Below are 23,709 nucleotides of genomic sequence, written 5' to 3' on the forward strand. Positions count from 1 at the left end.
TCACAGCTCCAAATATGGAGCGATGACATGAGCGACCTTTATTGGCTGACAGACGAGCATATGGCCAAGCTTTCCCCTTTCTTCCCGAAGTCGCACGGCAGGCCACGGGTCGATGATAGAAGGGTGCTAAGCGGGATTATCTTCATCAATCGCAATGGGTTGCGTTGGCGAGATGTGCCCTGGGAATCCGGACCTAAAAAGACGCTCTACAGCCGGTGGAAGCGTTGGAGCGAGAAAGGCATCTTCGCACGGATGATGGCTGGTCTGGCTGCCGAGCATGGTGAAAAGAAGATGTTCATGATCGACGCCACATATCTAAAAGCCCATCGCACGGCGTCCAGCTTGGGCATCAAAAAGGGGGGCATGGCCGCCTGATTGGCAGAACCAAGGCGGCATGAATACCAAGCTGCATGCTATTTGTGATAGCTAAGGTCGCCCGCTCAACCTGTTTGTTGCTGCCGGGCAAGTCAGCGATTACATCGATGCTCGGGCTCTGCTCAGCAGCATATTAAACGTGGATTGGCTGCTCGGGGATCGCGGCTATGACGCCGACTGGTTCCGTGAAGCGCTAAAAGACAAAAGGATACGCGCCTGCATCCCAGGCCGTATGCAACGCAAGACACCGGTCAAATACGATAAGCGAAAGTACAACGTCGCAACCGGATCGAGATCATGTTCGGCAGGCTCAAGGATTGGAGGCGCGTGGCGACACGCTATGACCGTAGTCCCAAGGTCTTCCTCTCAGCCTTCGCACTCGAGGCAACCGTTATGTACTGGTTATGAATCCTGACCCTAAGTAGAATTGGTCAAGTTGAGAACACTGTCGGTTTCAGCGCCAAGCCTTGTTGCAACTAACTTCATTGAGCCGCCTGGCGCTCTTTTTCCGGCCAGAATTCATCTACCACGACATATGCGATGATTACAAAGAAGGCGGCGCTGGCAACTTGCAAAACTCGAATGATGCTCTTGACGTCAGCCTCGTCTGAAAACGGTGCAACCGACCCGCCGTATACAATCAGAGCCGTTGTAATAGCAGAGCCGGCAGCGGCGGCGAGCGGGGCTTGAGATTTACCGAGTGCTCCGAGTGTCAGGCAAAAGAAAAAACACAGCAGAATGGGCGTTAGAATAACCGGAGCTATTACGTTTATCTCATAGCAAATGATGGATACTGCCGCCCCAAGAAGGTTTGCCGTCAGCATTGCTTTTGCAACTGTTTTGCCTGCAGCGGGCATTGCCGCAAGTTGCTGGCTCAGCAGGGCGACAAAAAACAAAACAAGTAGTGCAGATGCGCCGGAAACAAAAAACGCCAAGGCAAACGGCACTGTTACAAGCGACATCCTGACTATTCGGCGATGTGGGTCGAAGTTCGGCGACGATGCGGCCTTCTTCTGGGCCGCTGTTTGAGGTTCGGCAGGGATCAGCGCGAACATTAGCGTCGATACGAAGCCCGCAAACAGCAGATTCAAAGGTATCCAATACACAAGCACCAAGGCCAGATCCTGGGATTGCAGAACCAAGTTTGGGATCATCAATGCCCCCATGAGAGCTATGACACCGGGTAATACTCCGGCGCCGGAAACTGACCACATGAAAGACAGGATTATTCCAATCGCCACCAGCATCAGAAATACAAGCGGATATGGTGAGAAGACTGACGACACCAGAAACGAAATGAACATCAATCCAATCGAAAAAACAAACAGCTTAGTAAATGCTGCCAGAGGCAATGCGGCGGGCGCCTGCAAAAACAGTGCGGCGAACACCGCCCCAACGACGGCAAGCGGCCACCCAAGAAATAGGCCCAATGAAAAGACGCCGGTAACACCTAGCGCAAGCCGGGTGACAGAGCGTTGGTCCTCAGTACGCATAGGACAGAATTGAAACCACGTGAATGTAGGTACGTCCCACGAGGTTCAGCAACGAGTTGTCGCTTAGGTACATGATCACATCGGCTTGCCCATTCAACTGAAAGCGAAGGTCGTCTTCGGTGCTTCCGGCTTCATAGCCGGGTAAAACGATCCTGACTGGGAATCTCTCAGGCTCTCGTAAAAAACCTTTGGTGCTTGGCGGGCTCGCTAATTGCCCGGGCACATCGCCGCCACTTAGGGAAACAGCTGCACTAAAGCTCTCAATGACGCCCGGAATAACCTGACCTGGATGCATGTCCAACACTACATCAACCGGAGACCCTATCGAGGCTCTTCCTAGGTTGTTCTCGGAAAAATACGCCTCAATCCAGACGTCAGTTGCGTCCAGAAACGTCAACAGATCCTGACCGGATCGCGCATATGTTCCGGGGGCTATCAGCAAATTAGAGATGACACCTGTCGCCGGAGCGCGCAACTCAGTCCACTCAAGGTTAAGCTCTGCATCCGCCAAGGCGGCCAACGCGCGCTGGATTTTCGGGTTTTCGATTCCGTCGTCACCAAGTCTCTGTTTTGCTTTTTCCAGATCTGCTTTTGCGTTCTCATAGTTTGCCTCGGACTCTGCCAGTTGCCCTCGCGCATCATCGGCCTTTGAGACGGCAATCAACCCTTTCTTTTCGAGCGCAAATACGCGTTCTGTTTGAATGCGCATCGTATCCAGATCGCTCTGCGCCCTTGCCAGTTTGGCCTGTGCCGCTCTTACTTCTGCCGAAGATGCGCCGACTTCTTGAGTGGCTGCTTCGAGATCAGCTTCCGCCTTGTCGCGCTGAATCTCGTAGGGTCGCGCATCGATCCGGACAAGGACATCTCCGGCCGAGACAATCTGACCATTTTCGACCAATACTTCAGTCACGGTGCCAGTCACCTGAGGGACGATCTGAGTCGCCACGGCTTTTACTCTGGCGTTCCCGGTAAATGGCGTTTTCCGATCAGCGACCAAATACCAGACAAGGAAAATCAGAATGACAGCCAGGGTTGTCCATATCGTTTTCCTCATTTCGTCGTACCATCAGCAACGCCCTCGGCTTCGGGCGAGGTATCAATCCAAACCTTGAACAGCTCATAGAAGACAGCGAAGAGAACCGGTCCCATAAAGACGCCGATCAAACCGTACGCCATCATACCTCCGAGAACACCGATGAGGATGACCAACATAGGAGTCTCGAGGCCTTTTGAGATGAACACGGGTCTTAGGAAACTGTCCATTATAGTGACGGGAACAGCCAGTATGGTGAAGATCAAAGCAGTTCCGCCGGACATGGAGCTCCATGCGTAGATGATTACTGGTATAAGAACCAATCCGGGCCCGATTTGGATAATCGAGAGTATCAGGCAGATGAATGCCAATGTGGCGGCCGAAGAAATCCCAAACACAGCCAAAAGTATCCAAACGCAGACCGCCTGAATGGCAGCTACGCCAATCACGCCTTTTGTAACGTTCCGAATAGTTGCGCCTGCCAGTGTTACGAATTCTCCACCGCGCGGAGCGAAAACACGGTTGGCAAAGCGCTGAAGACCCTGGACCATATTTGGCCCGGGGCTGAACAACGCCCCCATAATCAATACGGACAGAGCTAAGCCAAGAAGCCCGATGCCGATGCCCAACACCTTTCCAAACAGCGACTTGGTGATCTCAAGGATTTGCGCGCCATATTTCGTAAGCGCGCCGTCAAGATTGCGTTCAAACATCCCCCAGACATCGGAAATTTTGTCTCCAACCAATGGCAATTCCTTGAGGCCCTCGGGAGCAGGGGGGACTTTCAGCTCACCCTTGTCTGCTTGTTCCGCGAATTCAGCCCCTAGTTCTGCAGCACCAGACACCGCAGTTGCGACTGGCCCCAGGGTCAAAACAAGGCCCAACAAAACCAAGATCGTCGTTGCAAGCTTTTTCCGACCTCCCAGCTTGGACTGCAGCCAATCAAATGCCGGGTAAAGCGCCACACAGAGGATAGTTGCCCAGATAACCACGCTTGCAAGCGGGGCCACCATGACCAAAGCGCTGTAGAGAAATAGTCCGAGAAAGAGCAATCGTATCGCTAGATCGACAATCTTTGCGTCCTGTGTCTTTTCCATTCCATCCCTCCATATGTTTTTTTGAATGTTATACTCAAAAAACATAATATGTATATATTTTTAGTTTTAGTGATCATCTATCAGCTTGAAGACGCAAATGAATCCAGGCCGCGGCTTGAGATGCAGAGACGGGCCAATGCCTGTGCAGGAACTCGGTTTGGCTCATTTGAGTGCAGTCTATTAGTCCGCTTTTTTGTCGTCTTGGGACAAGATTGTATCTGCCACTGTGGTCGCAGCGGTAACGAAGACACCGAGGCCCACGATGATGTAAATCATTGTGAAGATCTTCCCTGCCGCGGTTTCAGGTGAGAAGTCACCAAACCCTACGGTCGAAATTGTCACTACAGAAAAGTAGATTGAGTCGAGCCAACTCCAACCCTCGACAAAGTGGTAAAAGACCGAGGCCCAAAAAATCATTCCTACCGTGAAGGCAAGAATGCCTTTCACTCTACCGTCTTTGAAAGCGACGCCTATCCCACGTGTTATTCTAGTTAGTGAGTTCATCCTGTCCTCGTCGTTTGAAGAATTCACATATAACAGTAATTAGATAAATGTGGGAAATCGAAGAAATCTAGCTGCCAATAGCTTGGGGATGCGTCGAGCCGCTGAAATCGCAACCCCTGCAACGTGTCCAGTTCTGGTCGGTCAAACTCGCTTCAAGCCAGCTGATTGGAAGCTGGGTCAGCGGTACAAAAGTTATTTTGTCATCTACCCGTGATTTAGCTGTCCGACCAAATCAGCGAGAGTTATCAGCTGTACGGTCAAGATCATTCAGAGGTCGGGAAATTTACCGACCATATAATCCATTAACCTAACAAATAAATGGTTTAGGTTGCCCAAGGTATGAATCGGAACATTAGGAGAAAAGCGTGCGGTACGTTGCAAAAGGTGTATTTGTTTGTTGCGCTGTCGCGTTTGTGGCTGTGTTAGCAGCTTGGCTTTTCCTGTCTTCTACGTTGTTTTCTTCTGTAAGGACCACCTTCGTTGAAAACCTGATCTCCAAGAAACTTGGTCAGGACGTCATCATAGAGGATGAAGTGCGTCTAGGCCTTGGCCGGCACTTGCAGGTGTCAGCGGCGGGGCTGGTACTACCCGGTTCGCGGAGAGCGAACGAGAATCTGGCAGCAATCGACGAAATAGAGTTCGAAATTTCCACGCGCGACCTCTGGAACAGTAATCTATCGCTGAGCAACCTTTCTCTCTCGGGCGTTCACCTGAACCTGATCACAGGCAAAGACGGCGTCGGAAACTGGCAGTCCCTTTCCCAATCAGATGTAGAAGCCGGGCAAGCTGCTAAGTCTCCTAAAATGCCTTTGGCTGGAGTTCTAACGGACCATAAAATTGACCTGACCGATATCACCGTTTTCTACCGAAATGATCTAAACGGGCTTGAGCTGGATCTGAAGCTTTCTGAGCTGCTTCTAAAACGCGATACGGAAACCGACGTTGCGACCTCAGTTGGGGCCGGTTCGCTAAACGGAGAGAGGTTTGATCTGAACGCGACATTCCCTGCGGAAGACCCGTTTCAGGTAGCGGTGAACTTCGAACAGATTTCGATTACCGCAGAGGAATCCCCCATAGAAGACGGGTTGCAAGTGAAGACGACCCTAGAGGTTGTAGAACTTGGCCAGCTTCTCGATATCCTGAAGATTGACCGTGTCCTGGAAGGTTCAGGAAGTATTGGTGCAACATTCAAATCGGTCGACGGTGTAGCACGAATTGACGACCTATCTGTATTGGCTGAATTGGAAGGCGGACAAAGCCTTTCGTTGACGGGGCAGATCGGGGAATTGGGAAATCCGGAAGACGTATCGCTGACAACCCGCATTCGGTTGTACCCTGAAGATGCTGAACCGGGCACAGCCGCATCGCGGTATGATCTTAAACTTATCGCGGTCGACATGGTTATCGACAGCGTCCCCGGGCAGATTCCGCAGCGGCAAATGGTCATTAAGACCAACGGATTCACATTAGACACGTCTGGAGAGGGTCCGCCTCCGATCAAGTTCTCCGAACTTTCCAGAACACCAGAAGGCGCCTTAAGGGTCGGAAGCATCAACTTGAGAATTGGGAACCCGGCTGATCCGTTTATCATTTTGGACGGTTCGGTCGATGACGCGCTGCAGTTACAAGGAATATCAGCTGAAGGTCTAATGGATATTCCGGCAAGCAGTTTGATCTCACCAGAACTGTTAGGACCGGACGACCAACTCGGCAGATTTTCCGGCGACTTTCATTTGAATGGCGACATCAATCAGCTATCGCTGACGAATTTGGATGGCAGGACAAGCGAAACGGAAGTCTGGAACCTCGAAGTACATGGCACTGTCAAGAATGTACTCAAATTCGAGGACCTGGATTTGGCAATTGATGTTGAAGTCCCATCAGGTGCAGACCTTTTGGAGGCACTATCGCTTGATCGCGTGGAAACCGGACGGGCTCGCCTTGAGATTGACCTCGCTAGCGAAGGCACCGATTGGAACGCGAGTGCCAATGTCGAGGTTGCTGAATCTGTCCTGGAAATTGTCGCCGATCTTGATGATGCAACAAGTGATCCTGTGCTGAAAGGTTCCATAGAGAGTGACCTGATAAAGATAGATCATATTCGAACTATCATTCAGGCCGCCGCACAGTTGCGGAAGCTAGGCGGTACGGGGCCCGACGAGGAAGACGTCAATCAAGAAGCAGATGACACTGACCCTTTGAGAAATGTTACGCTTAAACCAATTGGGCGTTCAGTTCTCTTGTCCGGTATGGATATGGATGTCGACATTGACCTTCGGCACATAGAGGGCGCCAAAGGCATTAGCAGTTTGCAGAGCGAACTGACGCTTAACAAAAATGAGCTTAAGGCCGGACCTTTGAAATTTGAATACGGTGGCGCTCATTTCGACGTCAGCGGGCAAATGGATCTATCGAACGACGCGCACCTGCTCACGTTGACCGGCAAGGCAGGCGGCTGGCAGCTGGATGATATTCTTCACGGTCTGAACTTCAAAAAAGGTGCAAGCGGTACGATCTATGCAGATTTTTCGGTGTCAGGAGGAACCGATTCACCCAAGCACTTTGCCAACAGCATGAACGGCAACGCCACAGTTTCATTGCGTGATGGCTCGATCGAGACCCAGCTTTTGGATTTGGCGGGGCTGGGTGTGCTACCTTGGGTGTTTACCAAAGAAAAACAAAAGGTTGCTCCGATCGTGTGCTTGCGCGCGCCGATTAGTATCTCCAATGGAAGTATTTCGACGAAACAAACCACCTTGGAAACGGATCATGTCCAAGTTGTCGTTTTTGGCGGGGTCGATGTGGCTGGCAAGGTCTTGGATTTAGATCTACAGCCCCGCAAGATTGGCGAACCTCTTTCGAAAAGCCCCTGGCCAGTGACTCTAAAAGGCCCGCTAGCTAAGCCGAAAATCAAGGTCAAGGACGGCCCGAAGCGACTGAAACGATCAGATGGTGCAGACAAAATGCCTGCCAAAAGAAAACTCTGCGTCCCGGATATTTTGCAACTGCAGTAGTAGTAGTGGAGGCAGTTGGTTCAGGAATAAATCTAGAATTAAAGAAAGATTGCAGTGCTCCCGAAAAGGGATTTCCGTTTTGAGCCCAAAGCAGTTGTTACAAAGTTGGCTTTGAGCAAAGGACTTCATCTGGAACTCAGTCCAGCGTGTTCTTGTAGACTTTGCCGTCTTTCATGATCAAATCGAAATTCTCATGCGGGTCTGCGATCAGGTCGATATCTTGCAGCGGATTGCCGTCCACAAGGATTAAGTCGGCATAAGCGCCCTTTGCGATTACACCCAAATCGCCTTGTTGATAGGGGTGGCGCGGGCCTGAGAGTTTGAGCAGTTCAGCATTGGTTGAAGTCGCCATTTTCAGCACCTCGTATGGCGTGTACCAGCGCTGCAACTTGGCAAGGAACGCGCCTTGACGTTCGGCCAGTTTGGGATCGAACAGGATGTCGGTGCCGAAAGCGACTTTCACGCCAACTTCTTTCGCCGTTTTGTAGGTGAAATCTGTACCGTTGGTGACGTCGATCCATTTCTGCTGGCTAACAGGGTCGTCGAAAGAAAAGCCATCCTCGTCATCCAGAAGAGGCTGCACTGACAACCACACGTCGTTGTCGCGCATCAGTTCCATCGTTTCGCGGCTCATCAAGAAGCCATGCTCGATGGACTTAACGCCAGCGGCAACGGCTATCTCCACTGCCTCGTCCGTGAAGACATGAGATGCAACATAGGTGTTGTAGGTGTCAGCCACCTCTACGAATGCCTCGATTTCGGCCTTGGTGTATTGGCGTACATCCAGAGGGTCATAGGTAGATGACACCCCGCCGCCGGTGGAAATCTTAAGCTGGGTCGCGCCCATGCGCATGATTTCACGCGCGCGTTTGACCACTTCCGGAACACCATCAGCCTGCGCCATCAAACCAACGCTGTACCAGTACCATTGCGAATCCGCGCCGTTCGTCGGAACCGCTTGGTAGGGGCGATAGTCAAAGTGGCCGCCGGTTTGTGTCACGGGCGGGCCGGACGGCAGGATACGAGGGCCTTCGATCTCGCCTGCGTCAATCATCCGTTTTATGGCAAATGAATTGCCGCCAACGTCGCGCACCGTTGTAAAGCCGCGCATTAACGTGCCTTCGGACCCGATGGCACCCCGCACCGCGACTTCAAGAATATCGCCGGTCACAACCACGCTCTGCGGATTGCAGCAATAAAGCGTGTGCCAGTGTACGTCGATCAGGCCAGGCATCAACGTGCGCCCGCCGCCGTCGATGACGATACCATTGGCGACGGTGAGGGGTTCTGAGGACACATCTGTGATCAGATTGTCGGTTACAACGACATTGGCATTTGTAATCAATTCCTCATTCACACCATCAAACACGTTGACGTTTGTGAACAGTATCGGTCCCCCATCCTGGGAGAGCGCTTGCGAACTGGTTATTGCAAGAGCAATCGACGAAACCGCGGCAAGTTTGGGAAAATGCACTCGAAATTCCTCAGAAAATTCTGTCGGAGAAACCATCCCAGCGGAAGCAAGATTTTTCAAGCATTACCTCGCTTTTCTCCAAGGTCGGCTTTGTCCCGCTCAGCAGACGTTCAACGAGTTTAGAGAAACGTCTGCCTTGAGCCCAAAGCGGAATTGCTTTGCCACGAACATTGGCATCTAAAGAAACGCAAGTAGCTAACTCCGCGGATATAAAGGTGACCGTTTGCTGAATGCGCGACAGGTATTTGAGCATTACCTTTTTAGTTGTGCGTGTATGCCTGTACCTGTGCTTTCTATTCATTAAGGCTTTTCAAAATCTGACGAATGGGCTGACAGAAGCAACCCACCGAGCTAACTTCATTGCAAAGAGGAGGGGTGAATGGGAAGACGTCTCACGACGGTATTGGCCGCCGACATTGTGGGCTATTCCGCGCTGATGGATCAGGACCGTACTGGCACAGTCGCTGCATTAAAGACCTTCCGCGAGGACACGTTTCTCCCGATCGTGGAAGATACCAATGGTTCACTGATCAAAAGCATGGGCGACGGCTGGATCGTCGAGTTTCAATCACCATCTGAAGCAGCAGCTTGCGCGATCGCAGTTCAGTCCGCCCACAAACCTGACCACATCAAACTGCGCATCGGGGTTCACACAGGGGAAGTGGTAACCGATGGCGATGACATTTTCGGCGACGGCATCAATGTTGCGGCGCGTCTGGAGGCTCTCGCGAAGCCGGGACAAGTGCTCTTTTCGGATACGTCACATAACAGCCTTGACCGTAACGATGCGGGATTATTCGACGGCGGAGAGCAAACCGAACTGAAAAACATCACGCGCCATGTTGGAATCTGGTGTTGGCCAAAGGGTACGAAAGCCAATCTCGCGATCAAAGCGGATGTGAGGCCGGGAATCGCTGTGCTCCCATTCGACAATATGTCGGGTGATCCGGAGCAGGAATTCTTTGCCGATGGCATCACGGAAGACATCATAACTGAGCTATCGCGGTTTCGTTGGTTGATGGTCGTCGCACGAAACTCTTCTTTTACTTATAAGGGGAAAAGCACGGACATCCGCGACGTGGGCCGCGACCTAGGGGTTCGGTATGTACTGGAAGGCTCCGTTCGGCGTTCCGGGCAGCGCGTCCGCATCACGGGACAGCTCATAGATACCGAAAATGGCAGCCATTTGTGGGCGGACCGCTTTGACGGTGTGCTCGACGACATCTTTGATCTTCAAGATCAAGTCACCGAAGACGTAGTTACAGCTATTGAACCATCGGTGCGGCACGCTGAAACAAATCGTGCGCGTGCAAAGCCCACCAAGGACTTACAGGCATACGAGCTCTACCTCCGAGCATTATCACATTTCCACTTGCTGACTGACCAAGACAACATAGAGGCAATACGACTAACAAAACTGGCTTTGGATCGAGATCCGGAATACGCCTCCGCAGCGGGCTTGCTAGCATGGCTTCATATCCAACGTCTTGTGCAAGGTTTGGAGCCTGTAGATCAGGGACCCAAGTCAGCTGTCGCGGCCGCAGAGCAGGTGCTGCGGAGCGATCGCGCGGACGGCATTGCAAAGGCTTATGCCGCACATTCGATCTCTATGCTGGCACAGGACCTGTCCCGCGCGCGGACAGCCTTTAAGGAAGCATTGTCGGAAAATCCCAACGCGGCGACGGTCCACATGCTCGCCGCTGCAAATCTTTATTTGCTGAATCGCCCTGACAAGGCGCTGGAACATGCAGTCCGGTCTGTCGAACTCAGCCCGGGTGATCCATTGCGGCACGCCGCTTTCATGGGACAGGGTGCCGCCTTGTTTCACTTGGGACGTTATGAGGAAGCCGCGCAGGCCTGTCGCGAAGCCTTGTCTGTGCGTGCAACCTTCCTGATGAGCCACCTGATGCTGATTGCCTCGCTCGCTGAGCTCGATGACATAGATGCGGCAAAAACAGCGGCTGTCAAATTGAACGAAATCGCTCCGAATGCGGCTTCGATAACCGAGACAACACGTTTACCATTATTCTCTATTCCAACCTGCGCTGATCGCTGGCGCAGCGGGTGGAAAAAAGCAGGGTTGCAAGTGTGAAGGCAAACGGCACCCCCCCCCGGTTCCGACAACCATGCATTCGGTAAAGGATATTTCGCCTTTGTCTTGAAAATCAGTCGCTGACCAAAACTCTGCCTGGCTGGCCCTCCTCATGGACACGGAACACCAAAATGGTTGCCCCTTCGTCCCCTGAGCGAGCGGTGTGCACTTTTTTCAACGGAACGACGCCTACGTCACCTGAAAAAGCTTCTTGTTCGCCTTCGCCGTCTAGGATGAGGGTGACGCTGCCCTGCAGAATGTAGGCAAATTCTTCACCGGGATGCCAATGCATTGGTAAAGTGAGGTTTGGTGGTAGGGCAACATGGCTCACGACAACCTCCAAGCCCTCAGTGCTTTTGAGCGACTCGGTTAGCAAGTCCTGAATAAGCGGTTTTTGCAAAGTCGCTGGATCCCGCACATCGTGCGACATAGCCGCTGCGGCACCAGTCACGACAATCAAAAAAGCAAATATGATTGGTTTCCACATCTAATCCCCTCCTACTTTTAGAAGATGATGGCATTGGGACCTTTTCGAAATCAATGCTGGTGTGCACGCAGTTAACTGCGGCGTTCCAAATTGTTGTGTCAAAGGCTGTTCCAGGGTCCGCAAAGTTCGCGGAGCGCTTCTTAGTGGACGGTGCGGCGAGTGGCGGCTTAGCCCTGCAGACCGTGAGTAACCGTTCTACAGGATTTCGCACGCTCGACGAAAGGCAGCTAAACACACACTATTCAGCACTTCGCCGTGGTGACGGCGGAGTGCTCTTTCCACTATCTCTCAAGATTCTGCTTTGGGGTCACAACAGGCTCCGGTGCCGTTGCAGAAAGGTCCCCTGCCCCACCAATAGCTGATCATGCGGACGGCCCAAATCAGTCGACACGCCTTTACACGACTGAACAGATAATGACGCCAGCTATCTTTGCTTTTGCTCGCCGTTGCTTATTCATGAATGGCACGCATCTTGCATCTTTGTCTAAGCCGCACCGGCAAACCGCGCTCAAAAATCATCCCCTGCAATTCAAACCTGTCCAGGAAGCCACAGAACGATAGCAGGGAACGCAACGAGCATTGCGATCGTCGCTGCATCCGCCAGAAAGAAAGGCGTTACACCTTTAAAAACATCCTGAACGCTTAGGTCATCACGCACGCCAGCCACTACAAAGCAATTCAGCCCGATAGGTGGGGTGATCAGGCAAAACTCGGCCATTTTGACTACCAGAATGCCAAACCAGATGGCACACATCGGGCCGGACATTCCAAAGGTACTATCGGTCGCACCTACCGCTTCACCACCGTTCAACGCCATGACGGCTGGGTAAACTACGGGCAACGTCAGCAGCAGCATACCTATCGCATCCATGAACATGCCCAGTACAGCATAAGCCAGCAGGATACAGATCAGAATGAGCATTGGTGACATCTCAAGCGAGGTGATCCAGTCGGAGAACGCGCTGGGTAGTTCGGCAAAACCCAGAAAACGAACATAGACCAGCACGCCCCAGATGATGGTAAAGATCATGACGCTTAGCTTGGCCGTCTCCAGCAACGCGTCTTTAAGTTCGGACCAGCGCATGCCCTGGTAAAGCGCCATCAGAAAGACAACGAAGGCACCGATTGCGCCACCCTCGGTTGGCGTGCCCCAAGCATCGCCTCCGAATGGGTTGTAGACAAAGAAGATAATCGTCACGACGACAAACAAGATAGGCAATGCAGGCGGAAGAGACATGAAACGCTCTTTCCATGTAAAGCCTGAGACTGGGGGGCCAAAATCTTTGATCACAACAGCCATGCCAATGATCAGCAAGCCATAGATCAAAGCAGAGAACATGCCCGGAATGAAACCGGCTAAAAGCAGTTTGCCCACGTCTTGCTCCACGATGATCGCGTAGATGACCAGAATAGCCGAGGGAGGGATGAGCGACGCCAATGTGCCGCCTGCAGCGACGACACCTGCAGCAAAGCGCTTGTCGTAGCCGATCTTCAGCATCTCGGGGATGGCGATGCGGGCGAAAACGGCGGATGTGGCAACCGAGGCTCCTGAAACCGCAGCGAACCCGGCGGTCGCGAAAACGGTCGAAACCGCCAGCCCGCCAGGAACCCATGCCAGCCATCGCTTGGCGGCCTCGAACAGTGCTTTGGTCAGGCCCGCGTAGTAGGCGAGGTAGCCAATCAGGATGAAGGTCGGGATAAGGCTCAGCGCCTGGCTCGAAATCTTGGAATGCGGCACCTGCCCCGCTGTTTTGACGGCCACAGTCACAGCCTTGCCGAACCGCGCCGGGTCGTACCCAAACTTGGCCCAGAAGATCCAGATCAGGCCAACCATTCCGGCCGTTGCGGCAGCAAATGCCACACGCATACCCAGCACCACAAGAACAAGCATTCCGCCCGAGACGATCAGGCCAATATCAATGGGTTCCATCAGAATTTACCTCAGTTGTCGTGGCCCGAGACATGCTCGGCTTCCATCGCAGCCTGGGTGGCGGCATCGGGAATCAACGGGACGGCGATAGGCGGCTGGTCAGGATGGCGAATCGCACGACCGTAGGCACAGAGCTGCAGAAAGAGCCTTAGGCAAAGCACGCTGAAGGCGACGGGTGCCAACAGTTTGGCGGGCCACAGCGGGATACTGATGTCAATGGAACTGTCGCGGCTCCACAGTGGGGCACCAAAGTCGAAACTGCGCGCGAAGTGCGCCCAGCTCCCCCAGATCAGCAAGACGATCAGCGCCAGAATGACGGCGGTTGTTACGAATTCGACGATATAGAGCGTCCGGCCTTTAAGTGCACCAACGAACATGTCCATTCGGATGTGGCCGCCATCGCGCTGCGCATAAGATATCCCCATGAAGGCAATCAACGGCATGGCCTGTTCAATCCAGTCGACATACCCGGGAAGCGGCGCATTGGCGATGTTCCGACCACCGACGGAGACAACGGCCATGACCATCAGAGAGAAAACCGCAAGACCGCTGATCAAAGCCAGAAAGCTCTCCAGTTTGTAGAGATGTTGATCGAGAATGCTGAGACGGCTGTCGTCGGACAGCACCAGGGATGACCCGGCCATCGTTGTGCTCCGCTATCAGGGGAATAGGCACCCGACGCCAGCTTGGCCGACGTCGGGTGGTGAGTGGATTAGCTACCGTTGGCGATCTTGCCGGTCACGAGGTCATAGAGTTCTTGCGCCGGAAGACCGCGTTCGGTGTTTTCCGCAATCCAGGCTTCTGCTGCAGGTGCGGCGGCGGCCTCTTTGAATGCCGCGATTTCTTCATCGCTGAACGTGACCCGTTCGATGCCGCGTTGATCCAGCTCGGGGCCCCAAGCTTCCATCGTTTTGGTCTGGTATTGGGAAACGTAGTGATCCAGCGCTTCGTCTATCGACCCCAGCAGAGCTTTACGATGTTCATCGGACAGATCTTCCAGTGCCAGAGTATTCACGACGACCGGGCAGTTGACTGTTCCGGGGTTCAGGTTCGTCGTCCACCACGTACCGTTCTCAATAGTGCCAAAGGACATATGGGCGTGTGGTGCAAAGCTGACGGCTTTGACGATGCCGCTGTCCATTGCCTGACGTACTTCGGATGCGGACATCGAAGTCGGAACTGCGCCGACCGTCTCCATCGCTTTACCGATACCGCCGGTGGCGCGCACACTCAGACCTTCAAAATCGGTCAGAGATTTCGGCGCGTCACCTACCCCGACAAGGTTGTACTGCGGTAGCGGAGACGGCATCAGCAGAGTCGCGTCCCAGCGGGCCAGATCCTCGACAACGGCTGGATGTTGATAAACGGCCATCGACAGGTCAATTTCCTGTTCAAGGGATGTCACGCCCAGAAACGGCAGTTCCAAGACAGTGATCGAGGGGTTCTTGTCGCGGTGATAGCCAGCGCAGAACTGGGCCATTTCAAACGCGCCAATCGAAATCCCATCGAGGTTTTCTTTGTTCTTCGACAGGCCACCATAACTGATGTTCAGGGTAAACTCACCGTTGGTCTTTTCGTTCACCAGTTCAGCCAGCTTTTCGACATGCTCTGTGAAAGCACGACGCTTGCCCCACAGGGATACGTTCCATTCGACAGCCAGTGCTTCGGATGCAACGGTCAGCGACAAGGCGGCAATGGCCGCCCGGTTAAGGTGTTTGCGCATAGTGGCTCCTCCCAGATCATGCAATTCGTTTGGGCGGAGTATTCAGAATGCGCGGCGTCCTGACTATGAAGGAAAATGCGCGCGTTTTCCCGGGCGCCCTGCGGATTTCCGCAGAGCTGTTTTCGCCTACAACAGAGCCTCTTTATCGAGACCAAGTTTGACGATCTTTTCGTTGAGCGTCCGGCGGCCAATCCCAAGCGCTTCGGCGGCGGCATCCATGCGGCCTTTATGCGCCTTGATGGCTTTCCCGATGAGCTCGCGTTCAAAAGCGGCAACGGCATCGCGCAGGGTATCCGGCACTTCGTCGAAGTGCTGATCGCTTTGGATAGCCTGCGCCAACGAACCGCCTCCGCGCCGGGCCGCCAATATGCGCCGTTCGCAGACATGGCGCAATTCACGCACATTGCCGGGCCAGTCATGTGCAAGCAGAGCCGCCAAATCGTCCTGATCAAGTTCTGGTACGTCTATCTCATAAACCTGCGCGTATTCGTTTAAGAAATGCGTTGCCAACAGAACCAGATCATCCCGTCTTTGTCTAAGCGGGGGTAAGGACAGGACGACAGTATTCAATCGAAACAAAAGGTCCTGACGCAGGCGGCCTTGCTCGGCTGCCAGTACAACGTCTTCGTTGGTTGCTGACACGACCCTGAAGCTTACCGGCACCGGCGACACAGCCCCCACAGGCAGCACTTGTTGATCTTCGATGACCCTTAACAGCTTGGCCTGCGCCGCTGGTGGGCACGAGCAGATTTCATCCAGAAACAAGGTCCCACCCGATGCCGCCCCAAGCCTTCCGTCGGATTCACCCGCGACGCCGAACATTTCCGCTTCAAATGTATCGACCGACAATGCGGCGCAATTCAGCGCCAGAAACGGTGCCTCCGGCGAGCGGCCCAAATCATGTAAAGCATGAGCAACCAGCTCTTTCCCGGTGCCCGTATCTCCCTGCAACAAAACCGCAACCGATGTATCAGCAAGATCAAGTACTTCTTGTCGCAAGTCTGTAATGGCGTCCGTTTGGCCCAGCAGGATGCGGTCAAGGCCTGACAGTTTGAACAGCCGGTCTTTGAGGCGGGCATTACTTCTTCGCATTCGGTATTGTTCGGCCGCGTGCCTCAGCACCGTAAGCAATCGCCGTGGTTCATATGGCTTTTCGATGAACCCATACGCCCCGTCCTGTATGGCCTGAACGGCCATCGGGATGTCACCATGCGCCGAAATCAGTACGACCGGAGGCGCCACATGCCTGTCCAGGCTGGCCAGCAATTCAAGTCCCGACATGCCGGGCATACGCACATCGGACAGAATGACATCGGGCGAGGCGTTAGCCAGATGCTCCGTCACCTGAGTCGCACGTGGCAAGGCGCTGACAGTCCAGTCGGCGGCTTCGAGCAACTCAACAAGAGACTGTCGCATTGATTTGTCATCATCAACGACCAGAACTTTGAAGGGTTGCTGCAGGTTCATTCGTCCGTTTCTTCAGTATTTGAGGCTATCGGGAAGGTGACACGGAAAATTGTTCCGCCGCCATTTCGATTTCGGGCCGTCATTGTGCCATCGTGATCTTTGACAATGCTAGTGGAAATGGCCAGTCCCAAGCCCATGCCTCTCCCGCTCTCTCTTGTGGTTACAAATGGCTCTTGCAACTCTGCCAGCGTTGCCTCGCCCAACCCGTGACCGTTGTCCTGAATTTCCAACACGACCTCATCATCAGAAGCCATGACAGCGATATGGATTTCAGGCGCATCCGCTTCATCCGTAGCATCTATGGCATTGCGCAAAAGATTTGTGATGACCTGTTCGATCCGCAGGGCACTGCCCCGGATAAACGCCGGACCAGTCGACACATCAATTGAGATTTTCACCTTGCCCTGTTCGATGTTTGGGGCAACCAGAGCCAACGCGGCATTAACCGAAGTGCGTAAGTCTACGTCGTCGAACGCCTCACTCTCCGACCGTGCAAAAAACCGTAATTGGCGTGTGATCCCTTCCATCCTGTCAACCAGGCTGCCGATTTTTTGTGGCAGCTTGGTTTCCCCGGAAGATGAAATCTCTGCAGCCACCAGATGATTGCGCATCGCCGCGATGGGCTGGCCCAGCTCATGCGTGACCGACGCGGATAGTTGCCCAAGAGCGGCCAGTCGGCTTGCGCGCTCCAACTCGCCCTGGGTGCGTTTGAGGCTCCGCTCGGCTGTCTTGCGGTCGTCGATTTCGATGGCAAGCCTTTCATTTGCTTCGCGCAGCATTGCTTCTTCCTCTTCGGACCGCGCCAAAGCAGCGCTGACGCGTCTCGCACGTTGTATCTGGAAGTAGATAAATGTGAGCCCCGCCAAGAGGACAAAAACTGCAGTTACAAGCCAACTGCGCGCTACGGCCTGATCGTCACTTGCAAAATAGTGAAGCGACCAGCCATGAGGTAAATCCGTTGCTGCAAGATGCAAGCGCTTCGCCCCTGCAATTCTGGCCTGATCTCCCGGCAAATCAACCCAATCCAACGCATCTAAAGCTTGCCCCGGAAACTGCCGGGCGTTTCGAATTCGCTCTCGCTGTGGTTCTGACAATGGCGTCAACGCGCGATATTGCCAATCCGAGTTCGAAGAAAGCAGAACGACACCGTCTTCATTGGCCAAAAGAACCTGTTCGCCCGAGTTTTTCCAACTATCCTGAAGATTAGAGAAATCGATCTTAATCGCTATGACGCCAGTTGAATCTCCCTGATCGTCAAGCACTGCGTTGGCGATGAAGTATCCTGGCAGACCAGTCGTCGCCCCGATGGCATAGAAGCGGCCCTGTTTACCAGAAATGGCACTTTGGAAATACGGGCGGAAAGCGTAGTTCTGTCCAACAAAGCTCCCTGTGCCGCGGTAGTTCGATGCGGAAATCGTGATCCCGTCTTCGTCCATCAGGTAGATAGCATCCAGCCCCGCCTGCTCTGCAAAATCCTCAAGGCGTCGATTTAAAGCTCCGGTGCCGTCTCCTTCGGCTGTTCCAATTACAAAGGAATCCTGTGACAGCACATATGTGAGGTGGGAAAATCGTTCGAGTTCGCTGTTTACCGAGCTTTGGTAGAGAGAGAGCCGGCCCTGAGCTTTCGAAAGCTCCTCCGAAACGAAGTACTGGTAAGAAACCAAATAAAGGCCAATGCTGGCGGCAATGGCTACCAAAATACCTACAATATACGAAGCTGATCGCATTGAATGCCCATGAACTGCGACAGCATAGGATCACAGTAGGTATTAGCCGTCCATCCCAAGAGTTCTAATCCGATATTTGGATGTTCAGGCGAAACAAGAATGACCGAGTAATTTGAGAACGCGAAGCAATGAACGAACCCGCTGAAACAACTATTTCCATTGCGCAAGCAGACTCGGCCCAGAGCCGACATCCAGCAGCCAACCGACATGCTGCGGTCGCAGCCCGCATTCCGGACATTCACGGGACACGCTGAGAGCACAGGTCGGTCTAAGGTGTGAAGAACGGAGTTGCCGACCAAAAACCAAAGATCAAGATCGGCTTATAAGGTTTTGGTTCTGGATCCTGTTGCATCCGCTTGAGTGACCCCATCAAGAATCCAGCCTATAGCAAGCATGAACCGTTCGCCGCCGTCTCTGGTTGCATAGGTTTGCATGTTCTTTTGTAATATCGGGGTATCCTCGGGCGCGAGTTGCTTGCCCAACTCCTCACGTATCTGCGGTGGCCGGGTGAGATCGTTGGCGATCGATCCGATGAGTAGCATGGTAATTGCGTCACTCGCTTCGGCGATGGCCCTACCGCTGAACCCACCCGCCCTGAGACATTCAAACATCAGCTCTGTCGTGGTGGCGGTTCCGGGGCCGATGATAGCCTGGCGGACAAAGATCATGCCCGCACCAGGTGTTTCCAATAGCCGCTTTCGAACCTCCTCCAAAAAATCGAGTAAGCGGTCTCTCCAATCTTCCCCTATTCGCAGACCCTGCGCGGCTGCAAGAAAGAGGCTATCAACTGCGAGGGTGGCGAGTTGGTTCTTGTCGTCGATATGATGATAGATCGCCATGGCTGAAACACCGCATTCTTCTGCCACGCGCCGCATTGTAAGTGCGGCTGGGTCGCTTGACTTCAAAACGACAAGGGACGCTTCAACAATTTTTTCCACTGTTAAGTCACGGCGTTGGTTTGTTTTTTTTGATCGTTTAGTGGGTTTGTGCATTTCTTTATTTTACATTGTATAATTAAATATACAAGGTAAAGTTATGTGAATTCAACTTGGGAGGAATGCATGAGTCTGGAAGGTTTGCAAGTTGGAGTGATCGGTGGCAGCATCGCAGGCTGCGCCGCAGCAACAGCGTTGACCCGAGCTGGCTGCAATGTGGACGTGTTCGAACGATCCTCAAAAGGGCTGATGGACCGCGGGTCCGGCATCGGCATTCCGGGCCCTCTACGCGCCACGCTTATGGACAAGAGATATCTTCCTAAGAATTTCCCAAGTTGCGAGATGAAATCGCGTTGGTGGCAGTTTCCCGATGGAAGTCGTGACGGAAAGCGCTTGTGGACCCAAGCGACCCCCGCCTTCGCCAATAACTGGGGGAACCTGTGGCGTGCGCTGCGGGAAACAGTCTCCGATGACATCTATCACGAGGGCAAGATGCTCTTGGATTTCGCAGAGACTGCAAATGGAGTCACAGTGACCTTCCAGGACGGTGAGACGCGTGACTTTGATCTTCTCATAGGCGCGGATGGATACAACTCTGCGGTGCGCCAAAAGATGCATCCCCACATCGAAACGGACTACGCAGGCTATGTGCTGTGGCGCGGGAACTATCCTGAGGCAGAGTGTGCCGACACCCATTTGATTGAGGCGATCGACAAAGAGACGGCCTGGTTGACTGTCCCTTTTTCGGGCGGACACGGAGTCCTTTACATGATCCCGAATTTTGACGGCAGCGCCGCGACGGGGCAACGCCGTGTGAATTGGGCGGTGTACGCATCCTGTCCTGAAGCGCAACCGTTGAACGGCGTCGAATCTATTCCCCCAGGCAGTGTCACGATGGCGGCGTTCGCCGAGCTTCAGATGCTGTTGAACGATCACTTTCCACCCGCCATTCGCAGCCTCCTCGCCCAAACCCGCCACAAAGACGTGTCGATACAGCCGATCTATGACAGCATCGTCGATACCTATGTCAGCAAAAGAACGCTGCTGATTGGCGATGCAGGAACAATGACCCGCCCGCACACCGCAAGCGGGGCTACAAAGGCATTAGAAGACGCGCTGGCGCTGGAAATGCTTGCGGGCGCAGCCAAAGATTTACCTGACCTGCTCAAAAGCTACGACGCCCAACGATGCGAGCAAGCAAAAACCCTCAGTCAAATTGGCCAACGTATTGGCCAGATGCAGGTCGTTGAAACGCCTAATTGGGGGGATATGTCGCCAAAGGATTTTGAGGATCTGCACTTTGCGATCCTGTCAGGTGACAGGCTCTATCTCTACGGTGAGGAAGCGTGAGCCGAAGTGACGGGCATGACTGGTCCAATTTTGAGCAGCCTTAGAAACTTGATACAGCGGATCTTCTTAAGCGTCTATCGCCCATAATCCACAAAGCGGGCGACCTCTCTTCGATGATGTCTGGACAGTCTAGGCTTCTTGCAGCCCCCGGTGTCGCCGCAGCATATTAGCGGCGAGGACTATGCGCGCGGATCACGGCCCTTTCCGGACATACAGTATACGATAACGATACTGCGGTCGCAGCCCGCATTTCTGCCGTTCGCTTCAGGCGCAAAACCCACAACATTGCGCTCGAAATCTGGCGCTGTGACGCGGCGATGAAACCGGCCATTGGTGCAGCGCGCAGCGAGGCTGGAATGATCAATTCACACAGTGCGGACGAAGCTGCCGGTTGCTGAACGTCTGCTTCCCGTTAACGCTGAATCTCAGACAATCCACCCAAAGACATACCCCGCCCCGAGCGACCCCAGAATTGCAAGCAACAGATAGAGCATGAACGGTTTAAATCTGAGCACTGGTGCAATGGCCATCGCACCCCAGATGCTGACAACACCGCCCGAGACAAGGAAAGCCATCGCCGCGCCTTCGGACATGCCGTTGTCGATCAACCCGCGTGTCAGCGGGAGCGCAGCGTAACCGTCGATATAGGCCGGGGCACCGACAAAGACAGCGGCGGGTATGGCCCACCATTTGTCTTCGCCAACATATGCTGCCAGTGCGCCCGGCGTCAGTGCGGCGTTTAAGGCATACTCGGCGGCAAATGCCGGGATCAGGCAGGTCAGGATCAGCCGCGTGGTCGCCCAGAACTGTCTGCTGAAAGAATGCCTTCGTGCCTCAGACCGCCATACCCATGGATCAAAGGGTTGATCCCTGCCGCATCGTGCGGCACTCAGTTGGCGCGCAAGACCATTGTCTCGAAGCGCGCTCATTGCCCAAGGTGTCTTGGCGAATAGCCCTGTGATCACGCCCCCGAATACGCCTAATCCGAAAGCTGCGAGTGTTTTGCCGATCGCAAAGCTCAAACCCAGTGTCGCGGCTGTTGTCGCGAGCATCGCCGGATCAGTTATTGGGGAGGACAGCCAGAATGCCATGATCGGAGCGAGTGGCACGCCCGCTGCCAGCAATCCGGCCATTAAGGGCAGCACCGTCACACCGCAGACCGGCGTGATGGCTCCGATGAGCGATGCAGCCAAAACCGCTCTCAGCGTCCTGCCCTCGAACGCGCCAGCGATGTGGGTATCCGCGCCGCTGGCGATGATCCAAGCTGCTAGTATGATGCCCGGAATGACAATGGGGGCAACGACAATTAGACCCCATAGGACGAACCTTGCTGCGTTTGCGGCGTGTTCCGGCCAAGCAAAACCTACACCTGCCAACAGAAGCAGAAACAGGCCCCACACTAAGGGTTTCCGGTTGGATGGTCGGTTGGCAGCTGTCTGATCGGACATGGGATACTCCTCTGACCTTGAAAAATAGTGCGGCGCGAGGCATCTGTGAAACGCATAGTTTCAATTTCCGATATTGGAAAAACAAATGGAAAACCTGGATAGCGATCTTTTGCGAACCTTCGTCGCCGTGGCCGATGCCGGCAGTGTCACAGACGGTGCCGCCCGCATCCACCGGTCGCAGTCTGCAACGAGCCTTCAAATCAAGCGCCTCGAAGCGATCCTGGGTCAGCCGGTCTTCGACAGGCATGGTCGTGGGGTGGTCCTGAGCGACACGGGACGAAAGCTATTTCCAGTCGCGCAGGAGGTGACGGCACGTCTCGACGCGGCACTACGAGAGATTTCCCAGAACACTGTAAGCGGGAAACTACGTTTGGGGATACCCGACGATCACGGGCGAACCAAACTCGCCGAGATCATTGCGTCCTTCACCCGTCATCACCCAAAAGTCGAACTGGATGTCACCTGCGCCCTGAGCACAAGTTTTCCCGAGGCCCTCGACAAAGGTTCGCTGGACCTTGCGGTCTATGAGGTCGAAAACCCGTCCAGCCAAGAGGAAGTTCTTTATGAAGACCCAACTTGTTGGGTGTCGTCGGCGCGTCGGAATTTTCAGATCGATGAAAGCCTTCCGGTGGCCCTATTCGATCATGCGTGCTGGTGGCGCGACGCGGCAGTCAGTTCATTGCAAGCCCGCGGAGAGCCATATCGCCTTGTATATTCCAGCCAGAGCGTCTCTGGCGTGATCGCAGCGGTTGAGGCTGGGATTGCAGTAGGTCTACTTGGTCGCTCGTCGCTTCACGCAGGTCTATCGGTGGTGAACGACGCATTGGGCTTCGGAAACACACCTGCCTCCAAGCTGGTGATGGCATCCAGCAAGCCGAAAGAACAAGGGCCTCAAGACGCTATGAAGGAGGCGATCCGAGCCGCATTTATGGCCAAGCCATAAAAAACTGACTTTCACTGCGTTCTGTCGAATGGGCAGGTCGGACTCGGTTCCTGACATCGGAGGCGGCGCGGCATCCTGTGGTACGACGTTTGTGTCAACGTCGGGTTGTCGTTTTGGGAGGGCATGGCGGATCGGAGGATTAGTCATGAAAATACCAATCTTACCTGCCATTCGCGCACTTCGGCTAGCCTGGAACAAGGGCCGCATTGTCGGTTAGAAGCGGCCACTGAAACCTAAGCATGTCTGGGCAATCCGGGTGCGGCTTGAATTGGCAGAGAACCATCGTGATCTTGCTCTGTTCAATATGGCAGTCGACAGCAAGCTTCGCCGCTGCGACCTTGTGAAGAGGAAAGTTGTGGATGTGCTGGCGTCAGGCCAGATCAGGGAACGCGCCTCAGTGCTGGAGAACAAGACACAGAAGTCAGTTCGGTTTGAGATATCGGAAGGCGCCCGCACATCCATCGAGAAATGGATGGAATACGAATTGATGGTCGGATCAGAGTATCTTTGGCTAGGCCGTTCTCATGAGCGCCTTCACATATCGCCACGTCAATATGCGTGGATTGTTCGGGACTGGGTCACGTCGATCGGACTGGAAGTCAGTGCATAGGGCACGC

19 protein-coding genes and 1 pseudogene are annotated in these 23,709 nt (G+C 53.8%); 6 read left to right on the forward strand and 14 right to left on the reverse strand.

Annotated elements, in window-relative coordinates; translation table 11 throughout:
* Window positions 1-27: 27 nt before the first annotated feature.
* Window positions 28-783: pseudogene (locus AC2FLG_RS07570) on the forward strand (IS5 family transposase).
* 74 nt (window positions 784-857) lie between these two features.
* Here the strand turns inward: AC2FLG_RS07570 and AC2FLG_RS07575 are convergent.
* From AC2FLG_RS07575 to AC2FLG_RS07590, 4 genes are all read right to left on the reverse strand, one after another.
* A complete protein-coding gene (locus AC2FLG_RS07575; protein WP_496705701.1) occupies window positions 858-1,868 on the reverse strand; it encodes a DUF2955 domain-containing protein in 1,011 nt (336 codons plus the stop codon).
* A complete protein-coding gene (locus AC2FLG_RS07580; protein ID WP_496705702.1) occupies window positions 1,858-2,922 on the reverse strand; it encodes an HlyD family secretion protein in 1,065 nt (354 codons plus the stop codon). The genes AC2FLG_RS07575 and AC2FLG_RS07580 overlap by 11 nt, the downstream gene beginning before the upstream one ends.
* Entirely contained in the window at window positions 2,919-3,998 is a 1,080-nt protein-coding gene (locus AC2FLG_RS07585; protein WP_496705703.1) for an AI-2E family transporter, read from the reverse strand. Before AC2FLG_RS07585 ends, AC2FLG_RS07580 begins: the two co-directional genes overlap by 4 nt.
* Window positions 3,999-4,178: 180 nt before the next feature.
* Window positions 4,179-4,445 (reverse strand): potassium channel family protein, encoded by a 267-nt coding sequence (locus AC2FLG_RS07590; RefSeq protein ID WP_496705705.1) that lies wholly within the window; start codon window positions 4,443-4,445, stop codon window positions 4,179-4,181.
* 422 nt (window positions 4,446-4,867) lie between these two features.
* Between AC2FLG_RS07590 and AC2FLG_RS07595 the strand changes: the two genes are divergently transcribed.
* The gene (locus AC2FLG_RS07595) at window positions 4,868-7,516 is read left to right on the forward strand and encodes an AsmA family protein (RefSeq protein ID WP_496705707.1); all 2,649 of its coding nucleotides are present in this window, start codon (window positions 4,868-4,870) and stop codon (window positions 7,514-7,516) included.
* Between the two features lie 136 nt (window positions 7,517-7,652).
* Here the strand turns inward: AC2FLG_RS07595 and AC2FLG_RS07600 are convergent, their stop codons facing one another.
* Window positions 7,653-8,990, reverse strand: coding sequence for a metal-dependent hydrolase family protein (locus tag AC2FLG_RS07600; protein ID WP_496705709.1), 1,338 nt, complete (start codon window positions 8,988-8,990; stop codon window positions 7,653-7,655).
* Between the two features lie 10 nt (window positions 8,991-9,000).
* Window positions 9,001-9,243, reverse strand: coding sequence for a hypothetical protein (locus tag AC2FLG_RS07605; protein ID WP_496705710.1), 243 nt, complete (start codon window positions 9,241-9,243; stop codon window positions 9,001-9,003).
* Between the two features lie 150 nt (window positions 9,244-9,393).
* On the opposite strand from AC2FLG_RS07605, the gene AC2FLG_RS07610 reads away from it, so the two are divergent.
* Window positions 9,394-11,082 carry an adenylate/guanylate cyclase domain-containing protein gene (locus AC2FLG_RS07610; RefSeq protein WP_496705711.1) on the forward strand — a complete coding sequence of 563 codons (1,689 nt, stop codon included), beginning with the start codon at window positions 9,394-9,396 and terminating at the stop codon, window positions 11,080-11,082.
* 73 nt (window positions 11,083-11,155) lie between these two features.
* On the opposite strand, the gene AC2FLG_RS07615 is transcribed toward AC2FLG_RS07610, so the two are convergent.
* The 7 genes from AC2FLG_RS07615 to AC2FLG_RS07645 all read right to left on the reverse strand — a co-directional run bounded on the left by AC2FLG_RS07615 (window position 11,156) and on the right by AC2FLG_RS07645 (window position 19,408).
* Window positions 11,156-11,569, reverse strand: coding sequence for a cupin domain-containing protein (locus tag AC2FLG_RS07615; RefSeq protein ID WP_050602994.1), 414 nt, complete (start codon window positions 11,567-11,569; stop codon window positions 11,156-11,158).
* A gap of 529 nt (window positions 11,570-12,098) precedes the next feature.
* Window positions 12,099-13,499, reverse strand: coding sequence for a TRAP transporter large permease (locus AC2FLG_RS07620; RefSeq protein ID WP_496705712.1), 1,401 nt, complete (start codon window positions 13,497-13,499; stop codon window positions 12,099-12,101).
* Between the two features lie 11 nt (window positions 13,500-13,510).
* The gene (locus AC2FLG_RS07625) at window positions 13,511-14,143 is read right to left on the reverse strand and encodes a TRAP transporter small permease subunit (RefSeq protein WP_496698624.1); all 633 of its coding nucleotides are present in this window, start codon (window positions 14,141-14,143) and stop codon (window positions 13,511-13,513) included.
* A 68-nt stretch (window positions 14,144-14,211) separates the two neighbouring features.
* Complete coding sequence (dctP, locus tag AC2FLG_RS07630; protein WP_496691966.1) at window positions 14,212-15,222, reverse strand: TRAP transporter substrate-binding protein DctP; 1,011 nt, start codon at window positions 15,220-15,222, stop codon at window positions 14,212-14,214.
* A 126-nt stretch (window positions 15,223-15,348) separates the two neighbouring features.
* Window positions 15,349-16,689 (reverse strand): sigma-54-dependent transcriptional regulator, encoded by a 1,341-nt coding sequence (locus AC2FLG_RS07635; RefSeq protein ID WP_496705713.1) that lies wholly within the window; start codon window positions 16,687-16,689, stop codon window positions 15,349-15,351.
* A complete protein-coding gene (locus tag AC2FLG_RS07640; protein WP_496705715.1) occupies window positions 16,686-18,416 on the reverse strand; it encodes a sensor histidine kinase in 1,731 nt (576 codons plus the stop codon). The genes AC2FLG_RS07635 and AC2FLG_RS07640 overlap by 4 nt, the downstream gene beginning before the upstream one ends.
* A gap of 320 nt (window positions 18,417-18,736) precedes the next feature.
* Window positions 18,737-19,408 (reverse strand): TetR/AcrR family transcriptional regulator, encoded by a 672-nt coding sequence (locus AC2FLG_RS07645; RefSeq protein WP_496705717.1) that lies wholly within the window; start codon window positions 19,406-19,408, stop codon window positions 18,737-18,739.
* Between the two features lie 69 nt (window positions 19,409-19,477).
* Here AC2FLG_RS07645 and AC2FLG_RS07650 point away from each other — a divergent pair, with 69 nt between their 5' ends.
* Window positions 19,478-20,701, forward strand: coding sequence for an FAD-dependent monooxygenase (locus AC2FLG_RS07650; protein ID WP_496705718.1), 1,224 nt, complete (start codon window positions 19,478-19,480; stop codon window positions 20,699-20,701).
* 425 nt (window positions 20,702-21,126) lie between these two features.
* Here AC2FLG_RS07650 and AC2FLG_RS07655 read toward each other — a convergent pair whose 3' ends face one another.
* Window positions 21,127-22,149, reverse strand: coding sequence for a permease (locus AC2FLG_RS07655; RefSeq protein ID WP_496705720.1), 1,023 nt, complete (start codon window positions 22,147-22,149; stop codon window positions 21,127-21,129).
* A gap of 85 nt (window positions 22,150-22,234) precedes the next feature.
* Here AC2FLG_RS07655 and AC2FLG_RS07660 point away from each other — a divergent pair, with 85 nt between their 5' ends.
* Window positions 22,235-23,092, forward strand: a complete 858-nt coding sequence (locus AC2FLG_RS07660) for a LysR substrate-binding domain-containing protein (RefSeq protein WP_496705721.1) — start codon at window positions 22,235-22,237, stop codon at window positions 23,090-23,092.
* Between the two features lie 304 nt (window positions 23,093-23,396).
* Window positions 23,397-23,702, forward strand: a complete 306-nt coding sequence (locus AC2FLG_RS07665) for a site-specific integrase (protein ID WP_496705723.1) — start codon at window positions 23,397-23,399, stop codon at window positions 23,700-23,702.
* The last annotated feature ends 7 nt before the right edge of the window (window positions 23,703-23,709 follow it).

The organism is Ruegeria sp. CDSA193 (genome assembly GCF_059611885.1).